We start from the raw sequence: 15,813 nt of genomic DNA, 5'->3' as shown, positions 1-15,813 counted from the left end.
TCTTTCCATCTCACCCCTCCTCTGTTTATCACTCGGAAAAGTTTATAGTGTAGGCTTAAGGAACATCCCCGCTCAGAACGCTTCTATATCAAGCATATTCAGATATTCGGCAAGTAAAACGACAAGTCTGCCAAGCATCTTTTATCAAATAAAGCCAACAATGGACCTTAAGCTATTCCATTGAGCTCAAAGAAAAAGATGCTATTTTTACTCAGTGATCAATAGTAAAAATTTGTTTCATGCTGATATACTGGCAGAAATCACAAGAAATCATCGCTCTCATGGATTATATCGCTCTATCGCGCATTAGCTTAAAACACCTCACCGTCCTTCACATGTTGCTGACAACTCACAGTGTCACTCAGGCGGCCGAGCGACTTTGTGTGACGCCTTCTAGTGTCAGTAAAACGCTAAGCCAGTTGCGTGAAACGCTCAAAGATGATCTTTTCTATCGTGATGGTACGCGTTTGGTGCCCACACCATTTGCGTTGAATATTGGCCCGTCCATTCACGGTATTCTGTCTAGTATGAACGGCCTATTGCACCAAGGTTCATTCAACCCCGCTTATTATCAAGGTACGTTTTCTCTGTCGATGAGAGGCAGTTCTTTTGAGCTGTTTGCTCCCGTGTTAACGCGCATTTCTCAACAGTTGGGGAACAATGCTCACTTAAGCGTCCATGCAAAAGAAGAGATGAGTTTTGATTCGCTGGTTAGAGGACAAGTCGACTTTTTGCTGCTGCCGCATGACATCAGCCAGCCGCCCACTCAAAATAAAGACTTGGTTTGGCAAACAATCTTGAAAGATGAAATGGTCTGTTTAATGGGCGAATCAAACCCGTTAGCTAAAGCGCCCCTGTCGATTGAAGGTTATCTTTGCGCTCGCCACATCGGGATTCACGATAAAGATCTTTCTCAGCCTTACTTCGAGCAAAACCTCACTCAGCAGCATTCAAAGCGTAATATGGCGATGCGTGTGGCAGATTTCGGTTCGGCAGCCGTCATGTGCCATCATTCCGATTATCTATTTACGTGTTCAAAACTTTGGGCGGGAGTCGCGCATCAAGCGAAAGGTTTAGTGCAGCGCTCTTTACCGTTTGATTACGGGCAAGTGGCTTACAGCTTGGTGTGGAACAAAGCGAGTCTCAATGATCCTGCTCTGAGATGGCTGCAACAACAGTTGCTTGATGCTTGTATAGAGCTCGAAGGCTGCGGTGTGTAAAGATAAGAGGCAGCTCTAAACGAATACGGAAGGAACAGCGATAGGACGATCAACAAACTTTCCAAGCTGTTTCTTTAGTTGCTCTATCTCTTCTTTTGAACACTTGTCCCAACTACGTGCCTCTCCTACCACGCCATGATGTTGAAAAGCATTGAGGCGAACGTGTACCGAGCTTGGTAGTGCATTAAGATAGCGCCCTACCGATTCGATTTCCGTATCTAAGTCACTTTTACCGGGAATATGTAGAAGACGCACTTCGTGCAGCTTTTGTTGTTCTGCAAGAAACTCAATCGTCTGAAAAACTCGGTGATGTTCTCGGCCAGTTAACCAACGATGTGTGTCGGTTTGCCACGATTTTAAATCAATCATTGCGCCATCCATAAAAGGTAAGACACGCAACCATCCCGAGACTGACAATGAACCATTGCTGTCGATGAAACAGGTGAGGTGCTGTAGTTCAGGATCCCGCTTGATCCCTTTAAACAGCTCAATAATAAAAGGAAGTTGTAAGGTAGATTCCCCACCGGATACCGTCACACCGCTAATAAAAAAGCGTTGTTTTCGTATCAAATCGAGCATTGTCGCCACAGAGTAGTCAGTAATTTTTGGATTAGATTGGTTCTGACATATCTCTATACAATGATCGCAGTGGGTGCACTCCTCTTTAAGCCAAACAACGTTGTTGCTTTCGTCGAACTTCAATGCGCCTGCCGGACACTCTGCAACACAATCACCACAGTGATTACAATGGTTGATAGTGTGAGGGTTGTGACAGTTCAAACACTGATAGTTACAACCTTGTAGAAAGATGACTAGACGATTTCCTGGCCCATCAACACAAGAGAAAGGAAGGATGCGAGTTACTTTCGCCAAAAGGCTTTCACTTCGTCTAGACATCTTGTTCTTTCCGTCACCAGTTACTTGTAGACTGGCGACATTTCTTGGCTCACCACTCGTGGTGAACGCTCTAAAATTCCTGTGTTCTTCGCCGCTTCAGCGCCCAAAAACGTCGTATTAGTCCGGGAGCCTTCCGCATCGTATTTCGCTATATCAGATAACTTCACCATATAACCAGTCACTCGAACTAAATCATTCGACGCGACGTTTGCGGTGAACTCTCGATACCCCGCGTTCAACGCGCCCTTGCATAAATTGAACATGGCTTCTGGGTTTGACTTCACCGTTTCATCAATCGTTAGAATATCGCTGATACCCGCTCGATAATATTGATGATGCGCCGCAGTTGCTTGTACATAAGTAACAGGGTCTGGCTCGCTACCATAAGGAAGGCGCACTCCTGGCGTTACATCCAGATCGAGACTGATACCACCTTGAGCATGCAACAACGCTTTGCCCTCTAAGCCATATCTCACAGGCGTAGAATCAACCAATGTCGCTAGTGTCGCTGAAATCTCGTGGCCTAATGCATTTGCACGTTCATCTTGTCCGTAGCGGGAGGTTTGCCCTTCTTTTTCAAGAAGTAAGTTGACCGCTTCAGCCATGCCATAAATGCCGTACATTGGCGCAAAGCGTGACTCTTCAATCAAGCCTTCTTGGGTTAAGAAGCCTTGGAAGAACTGTGATTGTTCATGCAAGTGCGAGCTTCTTGCGTCCATCAACTCCGTCATTAGTTGATGATACGTCGGTAATACATTACTGAAAAAATCGTCGCGACTTGCTGCACGTTTCGCCACTTCTTTTAGATTCATGCGTACAAGCGTGTTTGAACCACCAGCTAGCGGGAGTGAGTTGTAGCAACTGACGATACCAAACTGCGCTCCGTCATAAGCATTTGCGTGAATTGGGTAATTCGCAATATGAGGCTTGCTACACTCACAAATGTTTGTCGTCGCCTGACGTAACAAATCATCTGGAGTGATCGATTCGTCGTACATAAACGTGAGATTTGGTGCAATTTGCTTGAGCTCTGCGTCCACACGCAAAATAGTGCGACAGATAATGTTGTCTGTCGGCCCGATATTCACGTGCATGAAGGCATCCGGCAACGTGCGATCCAACATGATCCAGAAATGTCGAAGTTTTTTGTAAATCTGCGCTTCAGTTTGGTCGCCTACATAAGGCATCAGGACGTCGTCTAACTGCCCTAAATACACCGGAATATTGGTAACAGACGGCACATGATGATAGATGATGGTAAGCATATTTAGCGCATCATCAAAATCTTCTGCAGGTGACAACTCCAAATATTCAGAGCCTTGAGATAAAAACTTAGCATAGTCAGGTAAAACGTAACGCGGTTTAAAAGGCGCATGACCTTCAAACATGTCACAGATTACGCCATCGCTCATCGCTTCACGAAGTGCTTCAGAAATAGGCATGTATGGAATACATGCTTCGGCTTCTAGAGCGAGGAAGTTAGACTTCTGTTTCGGAGACAAACGGCCGTCAGTTGCGATATTGAGAAAACGCTGTTGGAGTTCAGATAGGCTTGTCATCAAGGATGTTCCTGCAAAAAAGACCACGACATCTGGATCTGGGTAGGTACAGATCATTACCCCTAAAGGGCTAGAGTGAATTTTACGCCTAGTTAAGCCTTGCCACTAATGAAAAAAAACAAACCGTTAATTTCCATATTGGAAATAAGCTATCCCTAAATTAGGGGTTGCCTCACAATCTAGCTGCGATTCGCCGTAGATAGCATCACACCAGCACTGATAAACACCCCACCCGTTAAGCGATTGAACAACTTAGCTCGTCCTGCTTCAAATAACCAATTGGATGTTTTCACCCCTAATAAGGCGTAAAAGGTTAACCAGCTCAATTCGAATACTACGAACGTACCCGCGAAAATCGCATATTGGGTCAGCAGCGAAGCAGTTGGGTCAATGAATTGTGGGAATAGTGCCGTAAAGAAAATAATGGCTTTCGGATTACTGGAACCAACGATAAAACCACTGGTATAGGCGCTGACGTGGCTGGTTGACACCAGTGCAGAGTCGGACTTCGAAAAATCGTTTTGTTTTGATCGAAATGCTTGAATGCCTAACCAAATCAAATATGCCGCACCACACCATTTAATGATGTTAAACACGAACTCAGAAGACGCAATCACAACACCTAAACCGGTAAAAGAAAGGGTAAGAATGATGGTAATCGCACTTAAACTGCCTAGAGCTGTCGTCAGAGCAAGACGAAAACCGCTGCTGACGCCTTTACTTAAGCAAAGTAGAGAACTTGGCCCAGGAGAGGCTGTGAGAACGAGTATCGCGAGAGTGTAGTAAATCCAAGTATCGAGTTGCATTGGCGCTCCTTTCCAATCATGGTTTGATGCCACATATCAAGCCTTAAGCTAAGTGATGTAGCATCGACGCTTCTATCCTTGAAACGTATTTTTGAGGCAAATGCGCAATCCAAATTGCGCATTAATTATGCAACCAAAATACTCGCTATATGCAATAGTGTAAAGAAAATAGTCAGTAATGATTCAAGCTAAGTACCGATTTAGTCATAGAACGGTTTTGGATCGATTTCTAACGATGAAGGCGCTATCGCTCTTTCAATTTTGTGCGTACTTGTTTTTAAATCCACCATCGCGACATCAATGTATCGTTTGTACTTACGGGAGTAGAAACATTTCACTTCTGGCTTTAACGCTTGAGATGGATTCGAAGACCACACCATACCCACTCGGCCATCACTGAGTTCCACGATAGAACCTACTGGATACACACCAATGCAGTTGATGAACTTGTAAACCAGGTCAGGGTCAAGATGGAAAGGCGTTAGACTGAGCAAAATCTTAAATGCTTCTGCTGAGCTCATACCTTTTTTGTAGCAACGATCAGCGGTGAGCGCGTCATAAATGTCGACGATACAACTCATGCGACCATGAATCGGAATCTCGTCGCCCGATAGTCTGCGCGGATACCCCGTTCCATCAAGCTTTTCATGATGCATTAAACACACGTCTCGGCTGACATCGCTCAACCCTTTCACTTCAACGATGATCTCGCCCGCGAAGACTTGGTGCAACTTCATGTGCTCAAACTCTTCTGGCGTTAAACGCGCTGGCTTGTGAAGAATTTTATCGTCCACTTTGATTTTACCCACATCGTGAATAATGCCACCAATCGCCAATTGCTTGAGGGTATCTTTGTCTAAGCCTAAGTGTTTGCCAAACGAAACCAGCAGACAGGCGACATTTACTGAGTGCTCGAGTAAATAAGAATCTTTCTGGCGCAATGCAGAAACACACTGCAAAGCGTCTGAATCAATAAATACACTTTCGATCATGTCATCCGCCCACGATTCAATCTCGTCGACTTGGATAACTTTGCCTTCAAAAGTTTGGTTGAGAAGTTTCTGCGCTAGGCCTTTTGCTTCCGCAATCAGCTTTTTAGCACGCTTGTGTTGGACTTCTCGCGAGCGATACGCACGTTGGACTTTGCTTGATACGGAAAGCGTTTTATCCCCTACTTCGATATCGATAGGTTCTTCGACGGGTTTGAATACGCACTGCTGAGCAGAAAGTGATTGATCAACCCAAACGAATTCCACGCCACTTGCGCGAAGCTTTTTAATGCCCTCTGCGCTCGAAACTCGACCAGCATTGGCTAAATTGACTCGTTTGTTATGCTCTATCGCGGTAACAAACATGCCGACAGCTACATCTGCGATTGCAATTTTAATTGAGTCTTCTGGGTTGTACTGCATATGGTGACATTTATTAAATACTATTAGGTAACGCGTGCATTATAAAAGATATCGCGCATAGCTGTTATAAGAATCCTCAATTCATTTCAATTAATGAGCATTCAATCAATTAATAGAGCGATTTACTTCATAAAACCATTTTATTTTTATGGACTTAGCTCAATAAATGACAGCATTATTCACTAATTTTAATAATTTGAGGAATGCATCAATAACTATTTCATATAAACACGATTTACTGTTGACTAAGTTTTATAAATATCGATGATCAGCAAGTTAAACTGAACGAAGTTTTATTCATTTGAAAGCGCAAGAACATGACTGTCTACTATTTTAAATTAGCATTTGTATCTTAATAATGCGCATGATTACTTCATTTCCCTGTTACAGGAACGCCCACTCATCTCTGTTGCCAGTAAGGCACGAGGAGGACATGTCTTGACCACCATTTTTGATCAACAGGCCTCAGACAATGATCGCGAGTTTCTCAAGATCGTCGAAGAACGCTTTATTCATATCTTTGATGTGTTCAACGAAGGCCTCTTCTACATGGACGAGTTCGGGACGATGGTTTTCTACAATCAGGGATTTTATGAGCAACTTGGAATCAATGCTGGACGCATCAACCTAGATCGTTGGTTGGATTTAGTGCATCCGTTGGATAGGGAAAGACTGTCCAAGCGCGTCGATGCCCACATTAATACCGACAATAAGCGCGTCACAACCACTTACCGCCTGCGCAAACCCAACGGGCAATACGTTTGGATTGAAGGCGTTGCGATGACCAAAGAAACTGAGCATGGTCATTATATGGTGGGTAGCCATCGCGACATTTCTGAACGTAAATTAATGGAAAGCTACATTCATCAAGTCGCGTTCCATGATAACGCCTCAGGTATGGCAAACCGCGCGCATTTGTTGCTTGATATTGAAGAACACGTCTGTTCGACAGACACGCCAACGTCGATTTGCTATATCCAAATCAATGAGATCAAATCCTATCTGAACCAGTACGGCAATGAACTGGTCAATGGCTTGGTGGAAAAGCTGCTGCAAACGCTCAGTCATCTGCCATCCCCCAACTGCTCAGTGTATCGCGTACATGATGACGATTTCGCAATTTTAATTCAGGACGATTGCTCAATAGACACGCTTCAAGCTTACGCCGAGACGATAAAACAAACCTATCACGAAGCCGTTGTAGAAGAAGGCCAGTATCTTGGCAGTAACATCAGCATTGGCTTGTACCCTTGTATCGACCCTGCTCACTCTGCTGATGAAATTTTGCGTAAAGCTGCAAGAACATGCCAATACGCCAGTGAACAAAATAAAGATAGGATTGCCATTTACAGCCAACGCACTCAACACGCGGTAGATCGGTACTTTTTTATCGAGCAAGGTTTGAAAAGCGCACTAGAAAAGCAAACCTTGAGTGTGAAGTTTCAACCAATCATTAATGCAAAAAGCTCCGAAGTGGTGAGTTTTGAATCTCTCGTTCGTTGGCGTAGCAAAGAGTTTGGCGAAATTTATCCCGATGAGTTTATTCCCGTTGCCGAGAACAAAGGCTTGATTGTCGAGCTAGGCTATCAAGTATTCGCGAAAGCATGTCAGTTCATAAAACAATACCGCGAACGCTACCAAAATGAAGTAAGAGTGAACGTAAACGTCTCCGTTCTTCAGCTTATGAATGGTGAGTTTCCCTCAAGAATCAAAGCCATGGCTGACAAAGCTGGCGTCGCACCTCAGTCTATCGTGCTAGAGCTCACCGAAACATTCATTTTGGATAACAACCAAACGGCTATGGCCCCCTTAAACACGCTTCGTGAGTTGGGCTTTGCGTTGTCTTTGGATGACTTTGGTTCCGGGTACAGTTCTTTAAACTGCTTCTTTGATTTACCGATGACGCAAATAAAAATCGATAAATCGATGGCTTGGAAAACGCTGACAAACCACTCTTCGCGAGAGTACCTAAAGTTTTTGATTGCAATGTGCCACGAGAACAATATTGAGGTAGTAATTGAAGGCATTGAGGATGCGAAGATGTGCGACTTCTTTACTCAGATGGGCGTCGATTATTTACAAGGTTACTGGTTCTCAAAACCCTTATCTGTCGCAAGTGCTAGCCGATATTCATTGAATTCGTAGTTCGAATTTTGTCATTCTCACCTGTTCCGCACAGCCACCGTTTAGTCACCGATTTTTATATCAAAACAGAACGTGGCTGTGGCGAAAACTCAGGTTAACTTTATCCACCTATCTTAAGCGGTCAAACACAACGTTTTGATCTAAGTGCTCGTGATATTGCGTGTAATCGAGCCCCATATCAAAAATGTATTGTGTAACGAGGTTTCTTACGCACTCAATCAACTGATTGGCTTGCCAAGGCTTTTCGAAATAGCGATCGATGCCCGCAGAGTTAATCGCATTGATCGTATCAGTGTGCGTGGCCTGCCCAGTCAACAAGACTTTGCGAGTGCGAACAAAGCGGCTGTCTTTGGAAATTTCCGTCAGCAGCTCAACACCCGTTTTACCTGGCATCACGTGATCCGAAATAATTAACGCGATCATTTCACCATCAGCATCAAGTTCATCCATCAGCTCAAGCACTTCATCAGCAGACTCACAATCCTCAATATTCAGCCATTTATTCAACGGTTCTAGATCTTGTAGAACCGCGCTTAACACCTCTCGTTGGTCATCAACGCAAATTAAATTAAGCTTCTCCATGTTCACCCTCTACCGGTAATTTGATTCTAAAAATGGTCTTTTCACTGTCACTTTTTACGACAATGGAACCGTTGTAACCTGCAATAATTCGTTTAACGATCGAGAGCCCAAGCCCCAACCCAAAAGACAATCCGCCCTTCTTCGTTGTAAAGTTAGGCCTAAATATTTTTCGGCGCGTGGCCTCATCAATTTCAGGGCCGTTGTTGGCGATCGTGACTAAAATCTTTCCTTTGCTCACGCGTGTATGAATTTCAATGGTCGGCGACTCAATGTTAATCATCGCATCGCACGCATTTTTTAAAATATTCACCCAAATTTGAACAAGCTCAGTTTGCGATCCAATAAAAACCGGCAGTTCTGCAGGGCTGAAACGCACACTAACGCGCCTCAAATCACTCTGCAGCAACGCCAATGCCCGATTTATTGAATCGTTAATGTTGATGGCCTCATCAAGGTCGATATCCGTTCTGCCCAATTGCTTAACGGAACGAACAATGCCAACCGTATGCTTAGACGCGATACGCAAGTCGTGCAGGTCTCGCCCAACTTGCCAGTAACGAATCGCCTCTTCTGGCCTTTTTAACCAATGCTCCGAGAGGTAGTTACTCGGCACGGCTCGCGCTAAATCACGCGCCAACTCTTTAGGCAACCCATAATATTTTTCGAAATGACGACCGCGCTTTCTCGCTTCACTAGACGATACTTTTTGCCCTTGCATCAAACCAAAATCAAAGAACTGACTCGCCTCTGGATGCACTTCTTCAAGCAGCGTCATGATGACGGACTCTAAACGCTCCGATTTACTGCTGACCACACCAATCGCATTGTTAAGTTCGTGTGCGATACCTGCGGCTAACTGACCGAGTGTTGTCATTTGCTCTGCGGTGTGGAGCTTTTGCAGCGCCTTCTCTTTTGCTATCGCTTCTTGCATCGCGCGCCGCTGACGGCGAGACAACTCATTCACCATAACGGGCATAAACTGTGTGGTTAATGGCCCGTAAGTTTCTTCTTCAACGGCTGGCGTATCGCGTTCTATCCACGCAAGTTCTACATCGGTTTGTGCAACAACCGTAGATGAGGCAGTCCATGTTCCTGAAAAAAAACTGTGCACTCCAATAAATGCCCCTTGAGAAGCAGAAAATACCTGAATAGGCTTTCTGTCTTCGTCCGCATAGAAGCCAGCAAGCTCGCCAGAGAGCACATAATATAGACGGTCGTTGTAGCCTTGCTGTTCGATCAATACGGAGCCGGCCAACACAGTCAGCCGACGTTCGATATGATTAAAGTAGCGTTCTACTAACGCATCTAACTTGGTTTCGTACATGTATTACCCAATATGCCCAACCGTATGAAGAATCCACACCATCACAAAGCTTAGCAGCACACCAACAATACCAAGTACCGCACCCACTCTCGCCATTTGGCTACTTTCTACATGGCCAGTGGCATGCGCGAGCGCGTTAGGCGGTGTACTGATAGGCAATGACATACCAAGCGAAGCCGCGAAGGTCACAACAAGAATAAGCGTGACTTCACCTCCTAATGGCGTTAAAGAAGCCATGGACGTACCAAGCGCAGCCATTATTGGCATCAGCAAGTTGGCTGTGGCCGTGTGTGACATAAAGTTTGCCATTAGTAAGCAGAGGAATGCCGCGCCGAATAGCACCACATAAGGCGAGAATTCATCAAACGGAATACTGTGCACCACCAGCTTAGCAAGCCCTGTTTTGTCGAGCGCTAAACCGAGAGCAATACCACCCGAGACTAACCAAAGTACATCCCATGAGATCTTTTTGAGGTCTTCTTTGTTGATGATCCCTGTCAGCGAGAATACGGCAACCGGAATTAAAGCGACGGTGTATGAGTTCATGCCATGCGCTGAGCCCATCAACCAAAGAATGATGGTGCCAGCGAATGTGACGTAAACAATCATCGCCTTTGGTGTTTTTAGGAACTTACTTTTGATGTTCAGATCAATCTTAGTCTGCTCGGCTTTGTATAAATAGCCTATCAGAAGCCAAGCAAGCGCCATCATAATCACCACAAATGGTACGCCGAACACCATCCACTCCCCAAAAGTAATCAAGTTATCACCCACGAGGTATTTCAGAGCAATCGCGTTTGGTGGCGTACCGATTGGCGTACCAATACCACCGATGTTCGCAGCAACAGGAATACACAGCGCGAATGCAATTCGGCCCGGGTCTTTAGGCCCAAACACGGCGATAACTGGCGTTAATATCGACAACATCATCGCGGTGGTCGCGGTATTCGACATAAACATCGAGAATATTGCGGTGATCAGCATCAGGCCTAACATGACAAACTTAGGGTTTTGCCCAAACGGCTTGAGCAACACCCTAGCGAGGTTCACATCCAAACGATATTTGGTTGCGGCCATTGCTAAGAAAAAACCACCTAAAAACAGCATGATGATTGGGCTTGCAAAGGTAGCCATGATTTCGTGGTATTGCAGTAGTTCGCCAAAATGAGGCAGCCCTTCTTGTGTTCGAAACAAGACAATGCCTTTGTTCGAAACGAGCAATAACTCAAGCACGATGATCACCACCGACGTGGCATAAATCGGAATAGGCTCGAACACCCAACAGAGCGCTGCCAGCAAAAAGATCGCGATAACTCGCTGTTGGACGATGGTGATGCCGTCAAAAGGAAACGCTGACAAAGGCATCAGCCAAATAAATAACGGAATCACCGTTGGGATGATGTATTTGAGATATGGGCGCATAGTACTACTACTCTTCCTGAGTTGGTTGGCCATGACATTAGGCATTTCGAGCCACATTCAGTCATCTTTCTATCAATCTGATTTTTATGAACAACTTTGCGGTTGTGAGATAGAAACATACCTGTTTGATAACTCTGAGTAGAGATTATGTACACTGTTTTGAAACGAAATTTTGGTCTTAGATCAATGAACTGGAATTCACATCAGAAAACATCTCTTATCTGTGTCCAAGCTCACTAATTACGCGATAGATACTTCTTCATCACATAATTAGTTAAGTGTTGCCCTCTCACTTCAACTTCTTGATGTTTAATCACTTTAAATCCCATCCGTTCAAAGAACGGACGAGCAGTGATACTGACCTCTGAGTACAAATACGGTAACGCTAATGACTCCGCTTGAGAGAAAATATGAGCCATCAATGCGCGGCCAACACCTATCCTTTGATGCTGGTGATGGCAAAAGAAATGGTCAATGAAACCATCTGGCTGTAAGTCCGCGTAACCGACAATCTCACCTTCAATTTCGGCAATAAATGGGGTGATGGTGTCCATCCTCGCTTGCCAAGTTTGTAGTTCAAAATCATCGGGAGCCCAAGCTTTCACTTGATCTGTTTGGTAATCGCGGCAGTTTACTTCTCGAACCGTATGGTAGAAGAGCGTCCATAGTGTTGGCGCATCATCAGCTCGATAGCTGCGTATTGAAAGCATCATTACAGTGTTCCAGACAGACGAAACAAAAACGTGGTCACAATCGCGCTCACTAACAACGTATTGATTGGCAAATAGTGCGGAAATAAATAAGGCAAATAGCGTAAATCTGGTTTGGTGATAACTCTTTGAGGCTGGATATCTAGGCTCTTCGCGACCTCACAAGCCCGAACCGTTAACGGATGTTTAAAAAGCCATTGTGAATAAGCGCTATAAAGTGCTACCACTCCCGCCATTCCGATGATTTCTATCAACACAATAGCCTCTAGAGTAAAAGGCAGTAAAGTTGGGCCACTCAAAAGCAGCACCGCGGCAAAAAGCCACTGTTTGTACGTCATCATCCATCCTTGAATTACATTCTATAAATGTACATTTGAGACCAATCGTCCATGATCAGCCTTGCAAGCGTATTTTCTATAAGCCAGTGTACTAAGTTATTTTGATTACTGACCAAAATCAAGTGGACGTAAACAGAAACAAACCGAGTTAGACTACCTCAACAGTATCCACACAGTTGACACGAGTGATTCGACCGTCTTCGATAATGAAAAAGGCATCTTGAGGTAAATCTTGCTGCCAAACTTGAGTGTAATCCATACCCAACAGCAATCCTCTTAGCACGATGCCTGTTAGCCCATGGCTCACCACGACAATGTCTTCGTCATGCGTTACATCACTCAGCCAGCAGGACAAACGCTCCCTTACCGACTCATAAGTTTCACAGTTTGGCGCTTGAAGATACCAGTCATTTTGAGCCAATAAGTTGGGAATTTCTTGCTCTAAGCTGGGAATCGTTCTTTGCTCCCACTCACCAAGAGAAAACTCTTTTAGCCTAGGCTCTTTGTTGAGGTTTTCATACGAGTAGTTAAGCTCTTCACATACGATTTGCGATGTTTGAAGTGCTCTCCCAAGCGTACTTGAGTAGACACGGAAAGGACGGTTTTCAACATACTGTTTGAGCGTCGTGCCGACGCGCCTTGCTTGGTCGCTGCCTTTAGATGTCAGTGAAGAGTTACAGTGACCTTGTAACTTTTTATCTGCGTTAAACTCTGTTTCACCATGGCGCAATACGAATATTCTTCTCGTCATTTCTTTACCTTAAACGGTTTAAATTCATAGGTAAGCTAACGTAAAGTCGCCAACTGGGCAAAAAACACTATTTGAGTCAACTTTGACACAGAATGACTCGCCTCATTATTCCTGAACATTCAAAATTTCATAATGGCGCTCAACATTCACTGTCACCCGCCCCCAGTCTGAATCTTTGACTCGGAGTTGATGGTGCTCGAACGTATCTCGATTTGTAAACTCTTCGTACACATCAAAGCGCAACGGGTTGCCAGGGTTTTCCACCACTTGAAACACAAGGCACCCAGCCTCGCTTTTAGTTAATCGCATATGAATAGGCAGCGCACTTATTACCGTTTCAAGTTCCCCTTCAGGCAACAATATAAATCCTTTTAATATGACTTTGGACATCACGACTCCATCGCTATTTTACTATCTACAAAAAACGCATAACCGACAAGTTATGCGTTAAAACCATTAATGTGGATTGAAAGGTTACCTAATTATTTTAACGTGAGGGTAAACACCTCGTTGTTCACGCCACCAATCATCATTGGTTTTCCAAGCTGATCTTGCTGGACAAAGAGCGTGGTTTTTAACTCACGACTTGAGTGACGAGATTTACTTTTGCGAACCACAAGCACATCAACAACGTAATCCGAATATTCCTTAATCACGGAGCCTGAGAGTTCGATGATTTCCTCATCATTGTCTTCAACGACGTCAAATCCTCGATCAACCTGTATCGGTGCTGAAACCGAGGTTTGTCCGTAGTTTAAAACCGCGGTTTGAGGCTCTTCAAGCTGTGAAGCAACACTAGTAAAGGCAATAAAACACGTTGCCAATAACGCTTTGGATATTATTTTCATTAGTATTTTTCTGATTTCCGGCAAGCAAATAGAAATAAAAACCTTAGATAAGAGTTTGATAAATAGTTAATAATGGCTATCTAAGGCGTGACTGGAAACAATACCGATTTCATTACGAATAAACAACTTTTACAGCATGTATTGTAATGTGATTTATCTCTTCACGTTCGTAGACGTTTGCAGTAACCACACGAAAGCCTGACTGTTCTAGTTCCGTAATCAAAGATTGTTGTGAACATACATGTCGATAAACATGGTCATTTTTGGTGATTTCGTAGCTGTTACGGTCTTTGGCACACAAGCTGCTCACAAAGAAAACGCCATTTTCAACCAAAGAATTATAGATATGACCTAGAAAAGTATTCCGATCTTCACCAATGATGCAGTGTAAACAGTTTCCGTCGATCACCACATCATAGATCTCTGGAATCTCAAGCGTTTTCTCGGTCAAGTCCGCAACGTAAAACGCCCCTTGATTGCCAGTATCTCTCGCTTTTTCTTTTGCCCAAGATATGGCAGTCGGTGAAACATCAATACCTGTTACTTCAAAGCCTAATTTAAAAAATGCTCGACAATGATGCCCTTCGCCGCAGCCAACTTCCAAGAGTTTGCCAAAAGTCGGAGCTCCTTCTAGCTCAGTAAAGCGCTGAACAAGAATGGCTTGCGATATGCGCTCATTGCCTCCCCATCCTTCCCAGCCCTCTTTTCGGGCTTGAACATACATATCCTCGTGGACATGGTAGTTCGCTTTCATATTCATCCTTGATAATTCCTTGCGTTAAAGCGCTATCGACCTATCAATACATTACGGGTTGTACGACTCAACATGTTCATGTACTGCGTGCATTATCGACGCTTTAATATCCTTTAAATATTTCGCGTGTGGGCACCACATTGAAAGCGGCAGCTTCATCCCTTCTAGCATTAGGTCGATACTCACAGGCTCGATACCCTCTGCTTTAAACTGAGGCTTAGTTAATGCTTTGGGTAGCCACGACCACCCTAACCCCTCTCGCACCATATTGATGACAACGGAGAGCTGATCGACTTGCTCATTATTGGCTGAAAATATGAATTTCTCTTTTAAACCTTCATCGACTAGCGATTTTAGAATGAACTGTCTCTCGGTCACCATCGCGTCAACGACAGAGCTCTGATCTAATTTCGCTAATCGTCCACCAGCTTGAACATATGGAACGAACTCGACGTGGCCTAAAAAAACCGAGTCCATGCTGTGCATCGCGCTACTTTCGTGCACATTAACTAACCCAAAGTGGATTGAGCCATCAACAATACCACGCTTGATTTCAGCGCGATCACGCACTAATAACTCAACGCGCATGGTCGGAAAATCTTTCGCTAGTTGTTTGCGAATCATGAACAAAGCAGAAGGCGGCATAAAGCTCGAATAGGCAATCACCACGCGCTCCAAACCTCCGAAAGAAAGGCTCAGTGCGATGTTTTCAAATATCCTCGCCTGTTCGACTGTTTTCTTGGCGTAGTGATAAAGCAAGTGACCATCTTCGGTAGGCTCAACAGAACGGCCTACTCGGTCAAATAAAGTGATAGCCAACTGATCTTCAAGATTGCTGATGACTTGCCCCGTTGTCGTTCGGTGCTTATTGAGCTTAACGGCTGCTTTACTAAATGATAATTCTTCATACACAGTGACAAATGCCAACAGCTGCTCAAAGTTAAACGTCATGTTATTCCCCCACGTTCAGTGACTTACTCAAAATATCACTATCGTTCACCGTCGTGTCATTAGAAATGAGTGAGATGTGACAATCGAACAGTTT

At 44.4% G+C, this 15,813-nt stretch carries 16 protein-coding genes; 2 read left to right on the top strand and 14 right to left on the bottom strand.

Going from position 1 to position 15,813, the window contains the following annotated elements; genetic code table 11:
- The first annotated feature begins 281 nt into the window (after positions 1-281).
- The gene (locus ACYJZR_RS06935; RefSeq protein WP_021448633.1) at positions 282-1,220 is read left to right on the top strand and encodes a LysR family transcriptional regulator; all 939 of its coding nucleotides are present in this window, start codon (positions 282-284) and stop codon (positions 1,218-1,220) included.
- Positions 1,221-1,235: 15 nt separating this feature from the next.
- Here ACYJZR_RS06935 and ACYJZR_RS06930 read toward each other — a convergent pair whose 3' ends face one another.
- The 4 genes from ACYJZR_RS06930 to ACYJZR_RS06915 form a co-directional block, all read right to left on the bottom strand.
- Entirely contained in the window at positions 1,236-2,117 is an 882-nt protein-coding gene (locus ACYJZR_RS06930) for a YjjW family glycine radical enzyme activase (protein WP_080606960.1), read from the bottom strand.
- A gap of 20 nt (positions 2,118-2,137) precedes the next feature.
- Positions 2,138-3,676: a YjjI family glycine radical enzyme gene (locus ACYJZR_RS06925; protein WP_025622438.1), complete on the bottom strand. Its 1,539-nt coding sequence runs from the start codon at positions 3,674-3,676 to the stop codon at positions 2,138-2,140.
- Positions 3,677-3,855: 179 nt separating this feature from the next.
- Complete coding sequence (locus tag ACYJZR_RS06920) at positions 3,856-4,482, bottom strand: LysE family translocator (RefSeq protein WP_005495271.1); 627 nt, start codon at positions 4,480-4,482, stop codon at positions 3,856-3,858.
- 200 nt (positions 4,483-4,682) lie between these two features.
- The gene (locus ACYJZR_RS06915) at positions 4,683-5,894 is read right to left on the bottom strand and encodes an HD-GYP domain-containing protein (RefSeq protein WP_461715862.1); all 1,212 of its coding nucleotides are present in this window, start codon (positions 5,892-5,894) and stop codon (positions 4,683-4,685) included.
- Positions 5,895-6,239: 345 nt separating this feature from the next.
- Here ACYJZR_RS06915 and scrG point away from each other — a divergent pair, with 345 nt between their 5' ends.
- Entirely contained in the window at positions 6,240-8,039 is a 1,800-nt protein-coding gene (gene scrG / locus ACYJZR_RS06910; RefSeq protein WP_140281041.1) for a regulatory protein ScrG, read from the top strand.
- A gap of 108 nt (positions 8,040-8,147) precedes the next feature.
- Here the strand turns inward: scrG and ACYJZR_RS06905 are convergent, their stop codons facing one another.
- The 10 genes from ACYJZR_RS06905 to ACYJZR_RS06860 all read right to left on the bottom strand — a co-directional run bounded on the left by ACYJZR_RS06905 (position 8,148) and on the right by ACYJZR_RS06860 (position 15,719).
- A complete protein-coding gene (locus ACYJZR_RS06905; RefSeq protein WP_005454901.1) occupies positions 8,148-8,621 on the bottom strand; it encodes a response regulator in 474 nt (157 codons plus the stop codon).
- Positions 8,608-9,945 carry a sensor histidine kinase gene (locus ACYJZR_RS06900; protein ID WP_025589164.1) on the bottom strand — a complete coding sequence of 446 codons (1,338 nt, stop codon included), beginning with the start codon at positions 9,943-9,945 and terminating at the stop codon, positions 8,608-8,610. Before ACYJZR_RS06900 ends, ACYJZR_RS06905 begins: the two co-directional genes overlap by 14 nt.
- Before the next feature lie 3 nt (positions 9,946-9,948).
- The gene (locus ACYJZR_RS06895) at positions 9,949-11,367 is read right to left on the bottom strand and encodes an SLC13 family permease (protein ID WP_025624168.1); all 1,419 of its coding nucleotides are present in this window, start codon (positions 11,365-11,367) and stop codon (positions 9,949-9,951) included.
- A 236-nt stretch (positions 11,368-11,603) separates the two neighbouring features.
- Entirely contained in the window at positions 11,604-12,077 is a 474-nt protein-coding gene (locus tag ACYJZR_RS06890) for a GNAT family N-acetyltransferase (protein WP_180921045.1), read from the bottom strand.
- A 2-nt stretch (positions 12,078-12,079) separates the two neighbouring features.
- Positions 12,080-12,415 carry a hypothetical protein gene (locus tag ACYJZR_RS06885; RefSeq protein WP_005480730.1) on the bottom strand — a complete coding sequence of 112 codons (336 nt, stop codon included), beginning with the start codon at positions 12,413-12,415 and terminating at the stop codon, positions 12,080-12,082.
- 148 nt (positions 12,416-12,563) lie between these two features.
- Positions 12,564-13,166 carry a histidine phosphatase family protein gene (locus ACYJZR_RS06880; protein WP_024701682.1) on the bottom strand — a complete coding sequence of 201 codons (603 nt, stop codon included), beginning with the start codon at positions 13,164-13,166 and terminating at the stop codon, positions 12,564-12,566.
- 105 nt (positions 13,167-13,271) lie between these two features.
- Positions 13,272-13,556 (bottom strand): putative quinol monooxygenase, encoded by a 285-nt coding sequence (locus ACYJZR_RS06875; protein WP_461715861.1) that lies wholly within the window; start codon positions 13,554-13,556, stop codon positions 13,272-13,274.
- A 92-nt stretch (positions 13,557-13,648) separates the two neighbouring features.
- A complete protein-coding gene (locus ACYJZR_RS06870) occupies positions 13,649-14,014 on the bottom strand; it encodes a hypothetical protein (RefSeq protein ID WP_021454243.1) in 366 nt (121 codons plus the stop codon).
- A gap of 112 nt (positions 14,015-14,126) precedes the next feature.
- Positions 14,127-14,774 carry a methyltransferase domain-containing protein gene (locus tag ACYJZR_RS06865; RefSeq protein WP_193291203.1) on the bottom strand — a complete coding sequence of 216 codons (648 nt, stop codon included), beginning with the start codon at positions 14,772-14,774 and terminating at the stop codon, positions 14,127-14,129.
- A 45-nt stretch (positions 14,775-14,819) separates the two neighbouring features.
- On the bottom strand, positions 14,820-15,719 hold the full coding sequence (locus ACYJZR_RS06860; protein ID WP_005455031.1) for a LysR family transcriptional regulator: 900 nt from the start codon (positions 15,717-15,719) through the stop codon (positions 14,820-14,822).
- Between the last annotated feature and the right edge of the window lie 94 nt (positions 15,720-15,813).

It is taken from the genome of Vibrio sp. RC2502, assembly GCF_054850435.1.
Note: the sequence above shows the minus strand (reverse complement) of the source record. Positions and strands in the feature narration are given on the sequence as shown.